At 66.4% G+C, this 15,949-nt stretch carries 16 protein-coding genes; 7 read left to right on the plus strand and 9 right to left on the minus strand.

Annotated features, from left to right (window positions below; translation table 11 throughout):
• The first annotated feature begins 30 nt into the window (after positions 1-30).
• A complete protein-coding gene (locus tag AC1DKQ_RS03765) occupies positions 31-1,035 on the plus strand; it encodes an FAD-dependent oxidoreductase (RefSeq protein WP_476918252.1) in 1,005 nt (334 codons plus the stop codon).
• A 47-nt stretch (positions 1,036-1,082) separates the two neighbouring features.
• Here AC1DKQ_RS03765 and AC1DKQ_RS03770 read toward each other — a convergent pair whose 3' ends face one another.
• From AC1DKQ_RS03770 to AC1DKQ_RS03780, 3 genes are all read right to left on the minus strand, one after another.
• Entirely contained in the window at positions 1,083-1,892 is an 810-nt protein-coding gene (locus AC1DKQ_RS03770) for a CDP-alcohol phosphatidyltransferase family protein (protein ID WP_476918253.1), read from the minus strand.
• 154 nt (positions 1,893-2,046) lie between these two features.
• Complete coding sequence (locus tag AC1DKQ_RS03775; protein ID WP_476918254.1) at positions 2,047-2,520, minus strand: hypothetical protein; 474 nt, start codon at positions 2,518-2,520, stop codon at positions 2,047-2,049.
• Positions 2,517-2,912, minus strand: coding sequence for a cupredoxin domain-containing protein (locus AC1DKQ_RS03780; protein ID WP_476918255.1), 396 nt, complete (start codon positions 2,910-2,912; stop codon positions 2,517-2,519). The genes AC1DKQ_RS03775 and AC1DKQ_RS03780 overlap by 4 nt, the downstream gene beginning before the upstream one ends.
• A gap of 161 nt (positions 2,913-3,073) precedes the next feature.
• Between AC1DKQ_RS03780 and AC1DKQ_RS03785 the strand changes: the two genes are divergently transcribed.
• Entirely contained in the window at positions 3,074-4,039 is a 966-nt protein-coding gene (locus AC1DKQ_RS03785) for a cation diffusion facilitator family transporter (RefSeq protein WP_476883247.1), read from the plus strand.
• Position 4,040: 1 nt separating this feature from the next.
• Here the strand turns inward: AC1DKQ_RS03785 and AC1DKQ_RS03790 are convergent, their stop codons facing one another.
• The 3 genes from AC1DKQ_RS03790 to AC1DKQ_RS03800 all read right to left on the minus strand — a co-directional run bounded on the left by AC1DKQ_RS03790 (position 4,041) and on the right by AC1DKQ_RS03800 (position 6,830).
• Complete coding sequence (locus AC1DKQ_RS03790; RefSeq protein WP_476883248.1) at positions 4,041-5,810, minus strand: putative bifunctional diguanylate cyclase/phosphodiesterase; 1,770 nt, start codon at positions 5,808-5,810, stop codon at positions 4,041-4,043.
• 39 nt (positions 5,811-5,849) lie between these two features.
• Positions 5,850-6,155 (minus strand): hypothetical protein, encoded by a 306-nt coding sequence (locus AC1DKQ_RS03795; RefSeq protein ID WP_476883249.1) that lies wholly within the window; start codon positions 6,153-6,155, stop codon positions 5,850-5,852.
• Positions 6,156-6,527: 372 nt separating this feature from the next.
• Positions 6,528-6,830, minus strand: a complete 303-nt coding sequence (locus AC1DKQ_RS03800) for a DUF4193 domain-containing protein (protein WP_028276793.1) — start codon at positions 6,828-6,830, stop codon at positions 6,528-6,530.
• A gap of 302 nt (positions 6,831-7,132) precedes the next feature.
• On the opposite strand from AC1DKQ_RS03800, the gene AC1DKQ_RS03805 reads away from it, so the two are divergent.
• Both AC1DKQ_RS03805 and AC1DKQ_RS03810 read left to right on the plus strand, forming a co-directional pair.
• Complete coding sequence (locus tag AC1DKQ_RS03805) at positions 7,133-7,378, plus strand: hypothetical protein (protein ID WP_277523824.1); 246 nt, start codon at positions 7,133-7,135, stop codon at positions 7,376-7,378.
• Between the two features lie 99 nt (positions 7,379-7,477).
• The gene (locus AC1DKQ_RS03810; protein WP_476883250.1) at positions 7,478-8,188 is read left to right on the plus strand and encodes a response regulator transcription factor; all 711 of its coding nucleotides are present in this window, start codon (positions 7,478-7,480) and stop codon (positions 8,186-8,188) included.
• On the opposite strand, the gene AC1DKQ_RS03815 is transcribed toward AC1DKQ_RS03810, so the two are convergent.
• Positions 8,136-9,611, minus strand: a complete 1,476-nt coding sequence (locus AC1DKQ_RS03815; RefSeq protein ID WP_476883251.1) for a sensor histidine kinase — start codon at positions 9,609-9,611, stop codon at positions 8,136-8,138. The two genes, AC1DKQ_RS03810 and AC1DKQ_RS03815, sit on opposite strands and share 53 nt — an antisense overlap.
• A 343-nt stretch (positions 9,612-9,954) precedes the next feature.
• A complete protein-coding gene (locus AC1DKQ_RS03820) occupies positions 9,955-11,880 on the minus strand; it encodes an amylosucrase (protein WP_476883252.1) in 1,926 nt (641 codons plus the stop codon).
• Positions 11,881-12,047: 167 nt separating this feature from the next.
• Between AC1DKQ_RS03820 and AC1DKQ_RS03825 the strand changes: the two genes are divergently transcribed.
• Complete coding sequence (locus AC1DKQ_RS03825) at positions 12,048-12,797, plus strand: ABC transporter permease (protein WP_476883253.1); 750 nt, start codon at positions 12,048-12,050, stop codon at positions 12,795-12,797.
• Positions 12,798-12,821: 24 nt separating this feature from the next.
• Here AC1DKQ_RS03825 and AC1DKQ_RS03830 read toward each other — a convergent pair whose 3' ends face one another.
• Positions 12,822-13,325, minus strand: coding sequence for an HtaA domain-containing protein (locus AC1DKQ_RS03830; protein ID WP_476883254.1), 504 nt, complete (start codon positions 13,323-13,325; stop codon positions 12,822-12,824).
• 220 nt (positions 13,326-13,545) lie between these two features.
• On the opposite strand from AC1DKQ_RS03830, the gene AC1DKQ_RS03835 reads away from it, so the two are divergent.
• Both AC1DKQ_RS03835 and AC1DKQ_RS03840 read left to right on the plus strand, forming a co-directional pair.
• Entirely contained in the window at positions 13,546-14,493 is a 948-nt protein-coding gene (locus AC1DKQ_RS03835) for a S1C family serine protease (RefSeq protein WP_476918256.1), read from the plus strand.
• 355 nt (positions 14,494-14,848) lie between these two features.
• Positions 14,849-15,787 (plus strand): AfsR/SARP family transcriptional regulator, encoded by a 939-nt coding sequence (locus AC1DKQ_RS03840; RefSeq protein WP_476883256.1) that lies wholly within the window; start codon positions 14,849-14,851, stop codon positions 15,785-15,787.
• The last annotated feature ends 162 nt before the right edge of the window (positions 15,788-15,949 follow it).

The following is a 15,949-nucleotide window of genomic DNA, read 5'->3' on the forward strand; positions in this document are numbered from 1 at the left end:
CCCGCGCAGTGGACGGGGGGCGGAAGCCACGTGCTGGAGGACTCGCGTGTCACCTCGGTCCGCGATGGTGTGCCCGGCGTCGTCGAGACCGGGCACGGCATGGTAAGGGCGCGCGAGGTGATCATTGCCACCAACGTGCCTATTGGCGGCGGAAGTCTGTTTGCGGAACGCTGCTACCTGCACCGCTCCTACATCGTTGCGTGCCTGGCGCCGGCAACGCCCCTGGACGGGACCTTTATCAGCGTCGACGAGCCGATGCGCTCAATCCTGGCGATCGACGTCGACGGTTCCCACTACGTTCTCACGGGCGGCGAAGGCCACCGGGCCGCCGAGAGCGCCGATGCCGGCGTCCGGTACCGCCGCCTCGCGGCGTTTTCCCGTGAGCGCCTCGGCACCGGGGAGACGAGCTTCCGCTGGTCCACGCAGGACGCCATGTCCGTCGACGGGTTGCCCTATGCCGGGACTCTGACCCCGACGGCGGCCCACGTTCATGTAATCACCGGGCTGCGCAAGTGGGGCCTTACCAACGGCACCGCCGCGGCGCTGGTCTTAGCCGACACCCTGTCGGGGCGGCACAACCCTTGGGCGGCGGTCTTCGACACCAACCGCTCTACTGCGGACGGCCCGGCCCCTGGGAGCAGTCCAGAGTCGGAACATGGATACCAACCGGACCTGGCATCCCAAGCGGACCAGGCAGCCGATGCCCAGCAGCCGGACCAGGCGACCGTCGCCGGGCTGCGCCCCGGCGACGGGGCCGTAGTGGAGATCGACGGCGAAATGACCGCCGTCTACGCCGATCCCGCTGGGGAGCTCCAAGCCGTTTCGGCCATCTGCACGCATCTGGGCTGCACAGTCGCGTTCAACGCGGACGACTCGACGTGGGACTGCCCTTGCCACGGCTCACGGTTTGCCGCGGACGGGACGGTCATCCAGGGCCCGGCTGCGGCGAACCTGGCGCCGAGACGCGCACCCTCCCGCACGGCCACAGCTGTGGCCGGCCCACCCCGCAGCCCTGCGGAATCTCCGCGCGGCTGACTGCCCGCCTGGCTAAACCGCCCGAGACGGCAGAGGACGCGGCCCCGTCATGCCCCCGCCGGGGTTTCGGCGCATGAGGCGGGGCAACCGGCCACCGGGTCCGGGCTTGCCCGGCGGAGCCGTTCCAGTTCGACGACGTCCCGCCCGAAGGAATAGGCCAACAGACCAAGCGCAGTGCCCAGGACCATGGCTCCCAGCGACGGAGGAACGCCGGGCAACAGGGCGAACAACAGGGCTGCGGGCTGGGCGGCCCCGATGACCCTGCGGACGGTGCTGGACGGCAGCGGGTTATTCAGGGACGGCCGGAACCAGGCAGCTGCGAGGAACGCGTAGTACATCAGGCCGATGCCCAGGGGCCACAGGCCAAATGTTCCCGCCGCCGTGCAGGACAGCACCAGAACAAGCGCGGCGTCAGTATCCGAATCCAGCTGTGCACCCTCGACCGTGGCTGACCCCGTCAACCGGGCCACCCGTCCATCCACGGCATCGAGCAGGAATGCTGCCGTGCCCAGCACAACCACCAGAGAGCTTGTTCCGGTTCCGGCGATCAAGCCGACCACCGTTTCGGCAGCACAGCAGGCCACGATGGTGGCCCTGCCCAGGGTGACCCGGTCCGCGGGCGTGGAAAATTGGGGTTTCCGCCGCAGAACGGAGCCCGCGGCCCGAAGGATCACCGCAGCGCCCGCCGCCAGGGCCAGGAACCAGAGGGGAGGATCGGTGAAGAGCGCCGGGCCGAGCGAGGCCCAGACCACGAGATAGGCAGCTAGGGCGGTCCCCGCATCCGCGGCGGCACGGCGGGCGCCCGCTGATCCCTGGCTTGCTCGCCCTGCTGCCCCGGGCGGCGTGTCTGCGGACACGTCCGAAGTCTGGCCCGTAGGCATGCCTGTGGCAGCCGGGCCTGTAGCTGTCCCGCCCTCTTGTTGCGTGCCCTGTGTTATCGACTTCAGCCTGAACCCCCCCGCCCACATGCTAGCAAGTCCGCTGTTCCGGCCTTTCACTGTCGGGGCATTTTCACTGCGGGGACGGGGCACGGCTCGGAGGCGTTCGGCGCCCGGCCCGGGCGAAGCCTACTGCCGCCAGAACGGCCCCGGCGCCTTCGGCCACTGCGCTAAGGGACTTCTCGAAGAACCAGATGGGCTCGTACATGGCGGGAAATGGCCCGAACGCCGGAATATCCACATAGCGGTACGCCACCACTGCGATGAAGGCACTGAACGCAACAACGAACGCGACGGCGTAGGCGGCCCGGCTTCCGCGCAGCAGGACATACAACCCGGACAGCACGGCCGCGGCCGCTTCCAGCAGGAAAAGATTGCCCTGGCCGATCCCCGCCGGATTCCCCGCCTGATAGCCCGGGGCCAGGTGGATGTGGACCGCGGCGTCTATGAACAAGGCAGCGGCCGTGAGGATGCGCAAGATCATCCCGGTTCCGCGGGCCCGCTGGGACTTTTTGGGGCTTTGGGCGCTCATCTGACGATCGCTCATTTGACGATCAGCGTCCCGTGCATGTTCGGATGGAAGGTGCAATGGTACGGATAGGACCCCGGCGTCGTCGGTGCGGTGAAGGTGGCCGTGCCACCGCCTTTGACCTCCGCATCAAACGCTGCGCCTTCGTCAGCCGTGACTGTATGCGGAGCGGTGTCCATGTTGGTTACTGTAACCGACGCGCCCGGCGTCACGGTCAGCGGGTCGCCGTAGGCGAAGTCCTTGATGGTGATCGTGGCGGCGGCCGTGCCCGCAGTCGGGCCGCCGCCGTAGACGGCGTCCGGTGGTGGCGCCGACGTCGACGCCGGTGTTCCGCTTCCGCCGGCGCACCCGCCGGTCCCCACCAGGATCAGAACCAACCATAGCGACCGCAGCTTCCGGCGAGCATTCATAGCGCACCACCCCGAGCATCTTGTGAAAAAGAGCCGATGAACGTACTAGTCTCATTGTGCTCCTACCCGGCGCGAATGGTGCAAGATCACCTTGAAACCCCGGACGCGGGAGATAGCGTAGTCACTGGCATGCATTCCATAGCCGCGGGAGGAAGATTTGCGTGAAGAGTGAAAGCAAGAAGTCCTGGTCCGCATCGATCACCGTGCTCATTGCCTTTGCGGCGAACGTTTTGGTGGCGGTGGCCAAGACCGGGGCCGCGCTCATCACCGGCTCGGCGTCCATGACTGCCGAGGCTGCCCACTCCTGGGCCGACACCGGCAACCAGGTCTTCCTGCTCATCGCCGAACGGAAGGCCGCGAGGAAACGGGACAAGGCCCACCCCATGGGCTACGGGCGCGAGGCCTACGTGTGGTCCATGATCGCCGCCTTTGGCTTGTTTACAGCCGGGGCGGTGGTGTCGGTGATGCACGGCATCCAGCAACTGCTCACCCCGGAACCCGCGGCAGACTATGCGATCGCCTACGTGGTGCTGACGTTCGCGTTTGTCTTTGAGGGCGTGTCCTTCATCCAGGCGTTCAGGCAGACCCGGAAGGCGGCCCGCGAGCTGGACCGGAAAACCCTCGAACAGGTCCTCAAGAGTTCCGATCCCACGCTGCGCGCAGTCTTTGCCGAGGACGGGGCTGCGCTGATCGGCCTGCTCATCGCGTTCGCCGGGATCTTCCTGCACCAGGTCACGGGGTCATCCGTGCCGGACGCCGTGGGATCTATTCTCGTGGGTATCCTGCTGGCAGCGGTCGCCGTCGTGCTGATCGATCGGAACCGCCGCTTCCTGGTGGGGCAGGCCGTGACCAGCGATATTGAGGGCTCCATGGCCCGCCGATTGCTGGAGCACCCCGAGATAGAGCGCATCACCTACCTGCATCTTGAGTATGTCGGCCCGCGCAAGCTTTACGTCGTGGCGGCAGTGGACATGCTGGGGGATCTTCGTGAACACGACGTCGCCGTGGCCCTGCGCCGGGTAGAACGCGAGCTTGAGGACCACGAAACCGTCGAGGAAGCCGTCCTGACACTCGCCACCGCGGACGAGCCCTCGTTGGTCTTCCCAGCCGCTTCAGGAGACCGCTGACTCAACCGCCGACACCGTTCGCCGGCGCGTCCATTCCGGCCAGTGCCTGCAGCCGCGCCCCCGAGACCAGCAGCGCCTCGAGAACGGGGGACGGGCTGGGACTGGCCAGGAGGAAGCCCTGCCCCATGTCGCAACCGAGGGAGCGCAACAGATCCAACTGTCCGGCGTCCTCGATGCCTTCGGCGATGACAGCCAGGTTCAGCTTCCGGGCCACTTCCAGGATCCCCTCGAGCATCGCTGCGGCCGGGGCGTCGCCAGGCAACCCGGAGAGGAAGGCGCGGTCGATCTTGAGAATGTCCGCAGGCAGCGCCGCGAGCGTGCTGAGCGAAGAGAACCCGGTCCCGAAGTCGTCGATTGCGATCCGGACGCCGAAGCTCTTGAGCCGGTTGAGGGCCGCGACCCCGCCGTCGGCGTTGGTGGCCAGGGCAGATTCGGTGACCTCGAGGATCACCTTGCCCGCCTGCGAAGCGGGGTGGGTCAGAATGCGCTCAAGAGCATCAAGGTTCCGGTCGCTGGATAACTGAAGCGTGGAGAGATTGACCGAGACCCAGAGGTCGGCGGGGGTGCCAGGGGAGCGGCGCCAGCCGGCGACGTGACGGCTTGCCGTCTCCAGCACCCAGCAGCCGATCGGGCCAATCTCGCCGGTTTCCTCGGCAAGGGGGATGAACTCTGCCGGCCCCAGCCTGCCCAGGGTCGGGTGTTCCCACCGGACCAAGGCCTCGACCCCGGCGATCTCACCGGTGCCCAGATTGACCACGGGCTGGTAGTCGAGGCGCAGCTGTCCCGCCTGCACCGCCGTGGCAAGGTCCGCCCGGAGGGCGGCACGGTAGGTCATTTCGTCGTAGCCCCGGGCGTCGAAGAGCTGGTAGCGGCCTTTGCCGCCGTGCTTGGCCATATACATGGCGAAATCGGCCTGCCGCATCAGCTCGGCAGGATCTGCAGTTGCGCCGCTCCGCTGGGCGGCGCCCATGCTGACGGACACCAAGAGCTGGACCTCATCGATGCTGAAAGGCTTGCGTAGCGCGTCCTGGATACGCACAGCGACGTCGTCCGTCGCCGCGCCGCCGTCGTCCATGACGACGATCGCGAATTCGTCCCCTCCCAGCCGGGCAACGAGGTCATGGGAGCGCACGCAGGCCCGCAGGCGTTGGGCCAGCTGCATAAGCAACACGTCCCCGCCTTCATGGCCCAGCGAGTCGTTGACGTCTTTGAAGTCGTCGACGTCGATGATCAACAGGCCTTCGCGCTGGTCGCTGCGCCTGTTGCCAGTAAGTTCCGTGGCTTCCGGCGCAGCAGCTCCGTGGCCAAAGACGGCGGCGAGACATTCGGTGAGGACGGCCCGGTTGGCCAGTCCCGTCAGCGGATCGTGCGTGGCGCGGAAGGTCAGTTCCAGGTGGTTGTCATGCACCGTGGCGGCCATGGAATTGAAGGCCCCGGCCAGTTGGCCCAGTTCGTCGTTGCGGACAACCTTAATCCGGTGGCTGTAGTCACCGGATTGCAGCTTCACGACCCCACGGTGCAGCCCCTCCAAGGGGCGCATCAGGTACTTGGTCATCCGCCGGCGAAATAAGAACACGCCGCCCACGGCCAGCGCAAAGAGGGCTATGCGGCCGGTCGACACCATCTGCTGGAGCTGGGCAGCACGGCTGACGCCGTCGTCGAGCGCATCGAGCGAGGCGCGGCGGACGTCGGCCAGCAACGTGCGGGCCCTCGCGCCGGATGCAGCAAATGCCGGCGCCTCCGCCACGCGGTTGCCATGGAGACTGGCCACCTGGCTTCCCCAAAGTCCGTGCGCGGACAGGCCCTCCTCCTAGGCGGTCCGGGCTTCGAGAACTGTGGCCCGCATGCCGTACTCCTCCGGCAGGATTCCTGCGGCAGCATTGAACTGGGCTGAGACGTCCTCTTGCTGCTGCAAAAAGGACCGCGTCTCGACGGACCCCGCGGACAACAGCTGGAGCCCGGCTTGTTCGTGGGCATCCATGCCGGTCCGCAGCTCGGCGACAGCCTCCGACTCGAGGCGCTGCTGTGCGGCGGCGTGCTGGATCTGATCCGTGACCACACGGACCCCGAAGACTGTTAAGGCGACCCCGGCGATCAGGGCCACGAGTATAAGCACGAAGGCCCTGGACCATTCTCGCTGCAGGCTCCCTGGGCGTGCGGGCCTCCCGGTCCGCGTCCGCCGGCCGGTCGTTCCTTCATCCGGCACTGCCGCCCCGGCGTCAGAACGTCCCGGTGAATTGGCGGCCGACGGCAACGCAGCAACAGGGTCCGCCAACCCGCTGTTGGAGTTACGCGTCATCACAGCCTCCGGCCACGTGCCGGCACTCGCCGCATCGTCCATCAGGAGCGTAGCTGAACCAGCCCCGGTGGGTCATGTCCTGCGGTCCCACGACACTATTGTGAAGCATGTGACAGCAGTGTATTCGGCGGGCGGCCGACACAGTAGCGCAGGGGCCGGGCTCACCCCGGGTTGAGCCTTCTGCAGGGGTTAGCTAAGGCAGTCGGCGCAGTACGCGTGGCCGGCCTTCTCTTTTGCCAGCTGGGACCGGTGCCGCACGAGGAAACAGGAATAGCAGGTGAACTCATCCTCTTTTTGCGGAATGACCGTGACGGTCAGTTCCTCGCCGGAAAGATCTGCTCCCGGAAGTTCTACGCCTTCGGAGGTATCGGCCTCGTCGAGTTCACGGACAACGCTGCGGGCGTCAGGCGCATTCGCTGAACGGAGCGCCTCCAGGGAAGCGTTGCGTGATTCCGCAACGTCGGAGCGTACTTCGTCATAATCGGTTGCCACCTGGTGGTACTCATTTCAGTTGCTGGGCGTGTTATTCAGTGTCAATACCGGATCTCCGGATCTCCGGGATTGAACGGTACAGCATGACGCCGTGTAAATGCTGGGGACCGAGGGAGTCGCGGCAGTGACTCTCGCGACACCCACAGACGGCCGGCCGCGGCACTTCCCTTCCCGCTTCGTTCGCCACTGGTCACCGGGACGACATGTGCCGTTAATTTGCGTGCCCTAGCCTGATTCTTTAGGGACCATCCAATCTGGGCTCCAGCCGCTCCATCCGCACCACCCGTCGGGAGGGATTCACCATGGCCGATATCGCTGCAGTACTGGGACGGCTCACGCAGGACGAACTCAACGAACTGCGGTCCCTTGGCCCCAGCGGGCACCTGACCCGGCGCCTTACCGACGCGATTGACCGAGCGGCCGGCGGCCCTGGGGCCGGCCGCGGCTACTACGTCCCCAACGGGAGCGTCAGTTCCACCGGAGGACCCCACGTAATCCTGCGCAGCGATGTTTCGGGCTGGCTTTTCGGGCCTGCCCAGCCGGCCTAACCGTACGGCGGCGAGCACGGCCCTCGCCCTGTCTACGCCAGGTTCTCCTTCCAGCCCGGCCCGGGAAGGGCCATACTGGCCCAAAGGGAGGGGGCCGGAGTGCGGATTCTGATGGTCGAGGATGAGCATGCCCTGGCGGAAACAGTCCGCCGCGGACTGAAGAACGAGGGCTTCGTGGTCGACGTCGCGCACGACGGCGTGCGCGGCCTCTCGGCGGCGCTGGAGAACGAGTACGATGCCATCCTCCTGGACCTCATGCTGCCCCGGATGAACGGCTACGACGTCTTGAAGGAAATGCGGCAACGCAAAGTCTGGACCCCGGTTCTGATGCTCACGGCCAAGGATGGCGAATACGACCAGACCGATGCCTTCGACCTCGGAGCTGACGACTATCTCACGAAGCCGTTCAGCTTCCTGGTGCTGGTGGCCCGGATCCGGGCGCTGATCCGGCGCGGAGCGCCAGCCCGGCCAGTGATCATGACGCTTGGGACCTTGTCGCTGGACCCCGTCAGCCACAGTGTGCACCGCGGCGACACCCTCATCAGCCTCACGGCCAGGGAGTATGGGCTCCTGCACTACTTGATGCGCCGGCACGACCAAATCGTCTCAAAGGCGGAGATTCTGCAAAACGTCTGGGACCCGGCTTTCGAAGGCGCGAACAACGTTGTGGAGGTCTATATCGGCTACCTTCGGCGGAAAATCGACGTCCCGTTTGGGCTCCACAGCCTGACCACCGTTCGTGGTATGGGCTATTTGCTCAGCGCCGACCCGATTCCTGAACCCCATGCCGCCGGGACTCGCGAGGCGTGAGGTCCGCCGGTTCTGCCGGTTCCGAACGGGGAAAGGCGATCTCAAACCGGCAGTGACCCGCTGGTCCGTCCGTCGGACGGATGCTCCCGTGATGGGCCGCCACAATTCCCGCCGCGATGGCCAGGCCCAGTCCGCTGCCGCCGCCTTCCCGGGAGCGGCTGCCGTCGAGCCGGACAAAGCGTTCGAAGATCCGCTCCCGATCCGCCTCAGGGATGGGGTCGCCGTCGTTGTCGACCGTGATGATGACCCGGTCCCCGACGGTGCGCAGGTCCACCGCGATCCGGGAAAGGGCGTGGCGGTCGGCATTGTCCAGGACATTACGCAGGACCTGGGTGAGCCGGCGAGCGTCGCCGCGGATCCGAGCCGGAACGAGTTCCACCGAAATCTCGTTCCGGCTGGTGGACCGCAGCCGGCGGATCTCCTGGTCCAACACGTCGTCAAGGTCGACGTCCTTCTGCTCCACCTTCAGGCCGCCGTCATTGGCCTTGGCCAGCGTCAGCAGGTCCTCGACGAGGAAGCTCATTCGGGTCGTCTCCTCGGTGAGGACATCCTTCATCTGCAGCCACATCGCCCCGGTTGGGTCCGCAGCCGCGATCTCGATTCCGGCCCGCAGCGTGGCCAGCGGGCTGCGCAGCTCGTGGCTGGCGTCCGAGACGAACCTGCGCTGTTCAGTGTCCGAGGCCTGCAGCCGGTCCAGCATCGTGTTCATGGTTAGCGCCAGGGCTTGGAGTTCATCGTTGGTGGGCGGCACATCGACGCGCCCGTCCAGCCGCTCGGCGTTGATCCGGGCCACCTGGCCACGGATCCGTTCCACCTGGCGCAGGGATCGCCCCACGAGGAGCCACACGGACCCGGCCACGGTAAGCAGCAGCAGCGGCGTGGCTCCCAGCATGAACCACGCAACCGTGGAAATGGTGTCCGCCTGTATCTGAGACGCCTGGGCCACAACCACCGTATAGCTCAGTGTGCCCGTCCGCGCTCCCACGGTGACGATGTGATAGTCGTCGTTGTCGCCGATGCTCGGAAGGCCTGAGACATCCTGCGTCATGGTCTGGCCCGGGCTGGGCCGCTGGGCTGACAGCGGCGTGCTGGCGACCTCGGCATCCGAGGCAGCCAATACGTACCCCCCGGTATCCAATACTTGGACGAACTGGCCCGCATGCGCCGTATCAATGATGTAGGCGCGGGCATCCGCGACGTCCATATCCTCCATTTCGGCGACCACATCGAGGGCCTTCTGCCGGGCTGCGCCGTCGCTGGACCTGGCCAGGGATGCCTGCAGCAGGATCAGGAGGAGCACGCCGCCAAGCAGCAGCGCCACGGCAACGACGCCGACGGCGACCGCCGTTGATTGCTTCCGCACGCCCCAGCGAATCTCGCCGCTGCCGGGACGGCCGGACGTGGCTCGTGTGCCCAGTGCCATGTTCCAAGAATGCGCCCATGCGCGGATCAGGACAACCACCGTGCCAGCATCGCCGCCACCTGGCGCCCGTCCCATAGCCGGAGGCACCCCGGATCGGCCCATCGGCGCACCGTCCACTCGGGGAGAGGCCGCTCTCAGTCTCTTCTCAGCGGTATGCGGGACAGTGGGAACAGGCCGCCGAAGACCGGCCAGCGGAGGCCACGGAGCCGTCCGTACCGAGTTTCCGGCCGCACGCTCTCCTCAACCAGCGTGCGGCCGGATACTACCGCGTCATAGCGGCGCAATTGGCGGCCACCACAGCCACTTTCCGGCCCGTCATGCCCATAAGCCGAGGGCGGACCGCTCATAGCCGGGGCATCACCCGGAGCCAGAGGAACTGCTGGGCGCGCAGGAGGAGTCCCGCGTCCAGGCGCAGGTGGGCGCCGGTCAGGATGTCAACGGCTTCGGCCGCGAAGCCGGAGAGCGTCACCCCTTGCACCTCCTGGGGGCCGTCGCTGAAGTTGGCCAGCACGAGGACCAGCGTTCCATCTCCCGGACGCTGGTACCCCAGAACGCCAGGGTTGTTCGTGGCGAACCCGACCAGCTTGGTGCCGGCTAGCTCCGGCGTCGCGGACCGCACGGAAATCATCCGGCGCAGCCCGGTGTAGACCGCGCCGGCGGGGGTTTCCTGATCCGCGCGTTGGGCATAGCGCGACGCGGGATAGTGGGGCCGGTGCACCCAGCGGCTGTCACTTCCGTGACCGTCCTCAACGGCGTAGTGGTAGTCGTTGGACTGTCCAACTTCGTCGCCAAGATACAGCAGCGGGATGCCCCCGGTGCTGAAGGCCACCGAATGGGCCAGCAGGATGCGGTTCACCGCCGCGGTTGCGCCACTTTCCAGCCCGCACAGCGACGCGGTGGTGCCGGAAATCCGGCAGTCGCCGGTGCGGGGGTTGTCCTGAAAGGGCACGCCACGGGCGAAGCTTCCGGGGAAACGGTTGACGTAGAAGGAGTTGAGGAACCGCCGGTGCTCGAAGGCATCGATGCCAAGCTCGGCGGCATCCTCATCCGCAAAGGTCCAGCCGATGTCGTCGTGGCTGCGGACGTAGTTCACCCAGGACGTGCCCTCCGGGACATTGTGGCGTCGCTCCAGGGCCTGGGTGAGCAGCGAAACGTCGCGGGTGGCCAACGCCTCCCAGATCAGGGCCATCTGCAGGGGGTTGTAGGAGAGCTGGCACTCGGCGGGGTCGATGTACCGGGCCACCTCATCGGGGTGGACGATCGCCTCGGATTTGAACAGCAGCGACGGCGCGGCCAGCCGGCATACGGCATTGAAGGCCTGCAGCAGCGTGTGGGCTTCGGGCAGGTTTTCACAGGGGGTGCCCAGCTCCTTCCAGATGAAGGCGACGGCGTCCATCCGAAGTATGTTCACGCCCTGGTTGGCCAGGAACAGCATCTCAGCGGCCATGGCCCGGAAGACGTCCGGGTTGGAGTAGTTCAGGTCCCATTGGTACGTGTGGAAGGAGGTCCAGACCCACCGTCCGTCGGGTATTTCAATGAAGGAGCCGGGGTGGTCGTCCGGAAAGATTTCGCGCACGGTTTGCTCGAACGCGTCCGGCATCGACCGGTCCGGGAAGATCCAGTAGTAGTCGCTGTACGCCGGGTTGCCCATGGCCGCTTTCCGGGCCCATTCGTGCTCATCGGAGGTGTGGTTGAAGATGAAATCGACGACGAGGCTGATGCCGTTCGCCCGCAGCTCGGCGGCAAGCTCACGCAGCTGCTGCATGGTGCCCAGCTGCGGGTTGACGTCCCGGTAACTGGAGACGGCGTAGCCGCCGTCGGAATGGGGTTCGGGGGCCAGGAACAGCGGCATCAGGTGCAGATAGGTGAGGCCCAGTTCCTTGAAATAGGGGATCCGGGCGTGGACCCCCGCCAGATCTTCGGCATACCGGTCGACATAGCAGACACCGCCGAGCATGGTGTTGGCCTGGAACCAGCCACTGTTGTGTTCCCGGTCGGCGTCGAGGCTCTTGAGCTCGGACGGCCTCTCGGCCCACGAGCGGGCCGACTGCATCACGAGGTCCGTGAGCTGATCCAGCCAATCGTGCCGTGCGCTGTAGAGATCGTGGAACAAACGGAACAAGGCCGGGAAGTGGCGGTCGAAGCGCTCTTCGAAGGCGGCCCGGTCCGGTCCGGCCCACCCGATGCCCGTGCCCGACGCCAGGGCCCGGAGCACATGCCGGCGGGCCTCGTTAGCTACCCCGTCAGTTACAAGGGCGGGTTCAACCATGGAGCGTCTCCTTCGATGAACTTCGGTCCTCGACGGCGCGACGACAGTTCACATCCTTGCAGACGCACGGATGGCTGCCCAGCACGGCCGGTGTGTTTCGGCGCGGAAAAGCAGTCGACAGCGGATGCTGCCGATTTTGTGGGTGGGAAGGTCTATAGGCTGGCGTGATGACCGGTTCCGTTGATCTCCTGCCCACGTTGCTGGGCGTCGGGCTCCTGATGCTGGTCACTGTGGTCCTGCTGGCGGTTTTCCGGATCCCGCACCGGACCGCGGCGGCGCTGGCCATCCTTCGCGGGGCTGCGCAACTGGCCGTCATTAGCCTGGTACTGGGCAGTGTCATCACCAGTCCGGTCTGGGTCAGCGCCGCACTTCTCGTGATGTTCTCGGTGGCAACCGTGACGGCCGCACGACGGCTGGGGTGGACTTGGGCCCGCCTGGCCACGGTGGGTGGCTCCATGGCGGCGGGCATCCTGGTGACCTTGGCGATCGTCTTCGGCACGGGCGCAATCGCGTTCACGCCCCGATACGCGCTGGCCATCGGAGGGATCGTGATCGGCAACGCGATGACCATTGCCACACTGGCCGGCCGGCACTTTGCCGAGTCCGTGAATGAACACTGGGATGAAGTTGAGGCGTGGCTTGCTCTAGGAGCGACGCGGCGCCAATCGACATTGGAGCTGGCACGGCGCGCTGTCTATTCAGCCCTCATCCCCTCGACCGACCAGACCAAGACTACGGGCCTTGTCACCCTTCCCGGCGCGTTCGTGGGTGCGATCTTCGGCGGGCTTTCACCCTTGGAAGCGGGCCGCTTCCAGATCGTCGTGCTCGCCTCGATCATGGCGGCAGGGTCCATCACCGCCGTCGTCCTGATCGAGATCATCGCACCGGTGAGGGTGCGTCCGGCCCGACCCCGCTAGGGTCCGCACCGTGGCCCGTCCTCTCTAGGCGGGCACCCGGATGACGAGGGGGTCCATGGCCTGGCCGTCGGCGTACTGGCCGTCGAACAATTCCGAACCGGCCTGGGATACGGCCACCTCGACGCGCTCCCAGACCAGAAACCCTTCCATGTTGCGGGGCGCGGCAGTACGCAGGGTGCCGACGTCCGAGCGGTCCTTCCCGCCGCCGTCGCCCGTGCTGATCGACAGGACCCCGTGCCCGGCCGTGAACTCGACCCATGGATCCAAGAGTCGGACGAACATCATTCCGTGGTGTCCGGCGACGCGGACGTCGCCGCGGAACCGGAGGACGCCGGTGCCGCTGGCGGGATCGTACTCGGAACCGGCTGGTGCGAAACAGAACTCGCCGGACGCGGTCACCGTGGCGCCGTCGGCCGCGGAAACCGCACCGTCAGGGAGTCCCGAAATGTAATCCATGAAGCTGCGCTTGATGCCCCAGGTCAGGCCCGGCAGGGGGAGCGGAGCGGGGGAAGCGGACGCTGATGTCACGTAGGTTCTCCTGGGCTGTCGGGCGGATCTACGTCCGAGCCTAGTCGGGGATCCGCGCGGGGCTGAACTGTTGCACCGTTGCCGCTTCATCCGGCGTATTTCACTGACGGCGTAGGCACTCCAGGACTACAGCCGGGGCGGCGGTGGTTGACTTGGATGAGTACCGGCAACCAGGAGGTGCACAGTGGCCGCGTCCATCAGTAGGGTATCCGGATCCGATGTGTCCGAAGACCCGCTGGATTCCTATTCCGCAACGGTCATCCGCGTGGCCGAGGCTGTCACACAGCACGTCGCAGCGCTGGAAATGACCGGCAACGGGCGCAACGGCAGGCTCCGGGTCGGCGCGGGTTCGGCCGTACTGTTCACCACCGACGGATATCTGCTCACCAACGCCCACGTGGTGGGCGGCGCCCAGTCCGGCCACGCGGTTTTCGCCGACGGCACCGCCACTGCTGTTGACGTGGTGGGCGCCGACCCGCTGTCCGATCTTGCGGTGGTCCATGGCAGGGCCCCTACGGCTGCACCGGCGGAAATGGGCGACGCCGAGTCCCTTCGGGTCGGCCAGTTGGTCATCGCCGTGGGCAATCCGCTCGGGCTCGCCGGCTCCGTCACCGCCGGGGTGGTAAGCGGGCTGGGCCGTTCCATCCCCGTTTGGTCCGGACGAAGCCGGCGCGTGATCGAGGACGTCATCCAGACCGACGCGGCCCTCAACCCCGGCAGTTCCGGCGGTGCGCTGGCGGACGCCCGCGGGCGGATCGTCGGTATCAACACAGCCGTGGCAGGAGTCGGCCTCGGACTGGCTGTTCCCATCAACGCCACGTCCAGGCGCATCATCGCTTCGCTGCTCAAGGACGGCCGTGTCCGCCGGGCCTACCTGGGTCTGGTGAACACTCCGATCCAGCTGCAGCCAAGCGCCGTCGTCCGGACAGGGCGCAGGGAGGGGCTGCTGGTGGTCGAAGTCCTCCCAGGTTCGCCCGCCGAACGCGCCGGGCTGCGGGCCGGTGACATCCTCCTGAAGGTCGGGCCGATGTACGTGTCCAACGCCGAGAGTCTTCAGAAACTGCTGTTCGCCGAAGCGATCGGGGAGCCTCTGGAGCTTGCCGTGCTCCGTGACGGCTCGGACCTGCGGCTGGTGGCGGTGCCCGCGGAGATGACCGACAACCAGTAGGGAATTCCAGCCCAGACATGGCGATTCCGCCCGCTGAATAACTCCAGCCAGGGCCGAATTCCTGCCCCGCTAAACTACTTGGATCCAAATTGCGGCGGCCTGCGGAATTACTCGTTTGGCGCCTCAAATACCTGCCCGCCGCTCCACGTCCTTACGCAACGGTACTGACCCCTGTACGCGTCTTTCTTTGGGCGAGAGATCGGGTACCGGCACGCCTTGTTGCGCCCAGCGGGGGCGTGCCACGGTGTCATTGGAAGCCGGAGGAAACCGGGTCTCAGTAAGGCCTTGTTTCATTGTTGCTCTGGCTCTTCGCAGACGATTGAGTTCGTTTTACCTGGGGAAATCGGAGAACATCGTGGGTAACCCAACGGAAATTACACCCTCCATTTCGGTCCGCCTATTCGGATCATTCGAAGTACGCCGTGACGGCGCGGCGCTTACCGCCGCTGACATGGGGGGCTGCAAACCCCGGCACATTCTGGAAATTCTGCTGCTGAACCTTGGTACGCCGGTGTCCAAGACCCGCCTCATCGATCTTCTTTGGGGCGCCGGCGCGAGTGACGGCTCCGTGGCGACGCTGGAAAGCTATATCAGCGGTATCCGGCGCGCCATCCAGCCAGGCCAGACCAAGACCGGTCCGCTCCGCACGGCCAATAGTGGCTACGTCCTGGACCCCACCCTCGTGGATCTTGATCTGTTCCGGTTCCGTGGACTGGTCCGCGACGCCAGTGAGCTGCTTCCGGATGAGGCGTATCCTCTGATGCTCGAGGCCCTCGAGATCTCTGCCGAGCCGCTGCTCGGGTTCGAACTTGCCTCTGACTGGGCAGAAGAGGCGCGCGCACGCCATGCCGCGGAGAAGGTGGCGCTGCAGATCCTCGCGGCCGAAACGGCGGCCCTGCTGAACAAACCGGACGAAGCCGTCAATCTGGTTCAGGCCGCCATTCGGGCGGAACCCCTGAACGAGCGGGCCTGGACAGTTCTGGTGACAGCCTATGAACAGGCCGGCCTGCCGGCGGAAGGCCTGGCGGCCTATGACCGGTGCCGCAGGCTCTTTGACCGCGACCTTGGCTGCACCCCCGGCCCGGCCCTGCAAGAGGCACATCTGCGGCTCCTGCGGCAGCGCGCGGAAGGTAACTCCGAACTCTCCGAGGTCTTGGCGGCGTTGCTTTATCTGGGGGAGCGGTTGAACGGTCCAAAGAGCCGACAGCTGCCGGCGGCGGAATCGCGGCGCATGCATGAGAACGCCGGGCGGGTGCTTGATTCCTTCCTCCAGCGCGTCCGGGCCGCGGTTTGACCCCCTGCATCCCGCGCTCCGGCGGGCCGGCCGCTCCAGTTTGAGGACCCGCGCCGCCGGCACCGCCTGAACGAGGAGTTAGCTTCGTCACGTGGCCGTGATTCTAGGGAAATTCCACTGGGTAGGGCCCCATACTGGGAATGACCCTGGCGGGCAGTCCCA

This window comes from Arthrobacter sp. 05L421 (genome assembly GCF_056397785.1).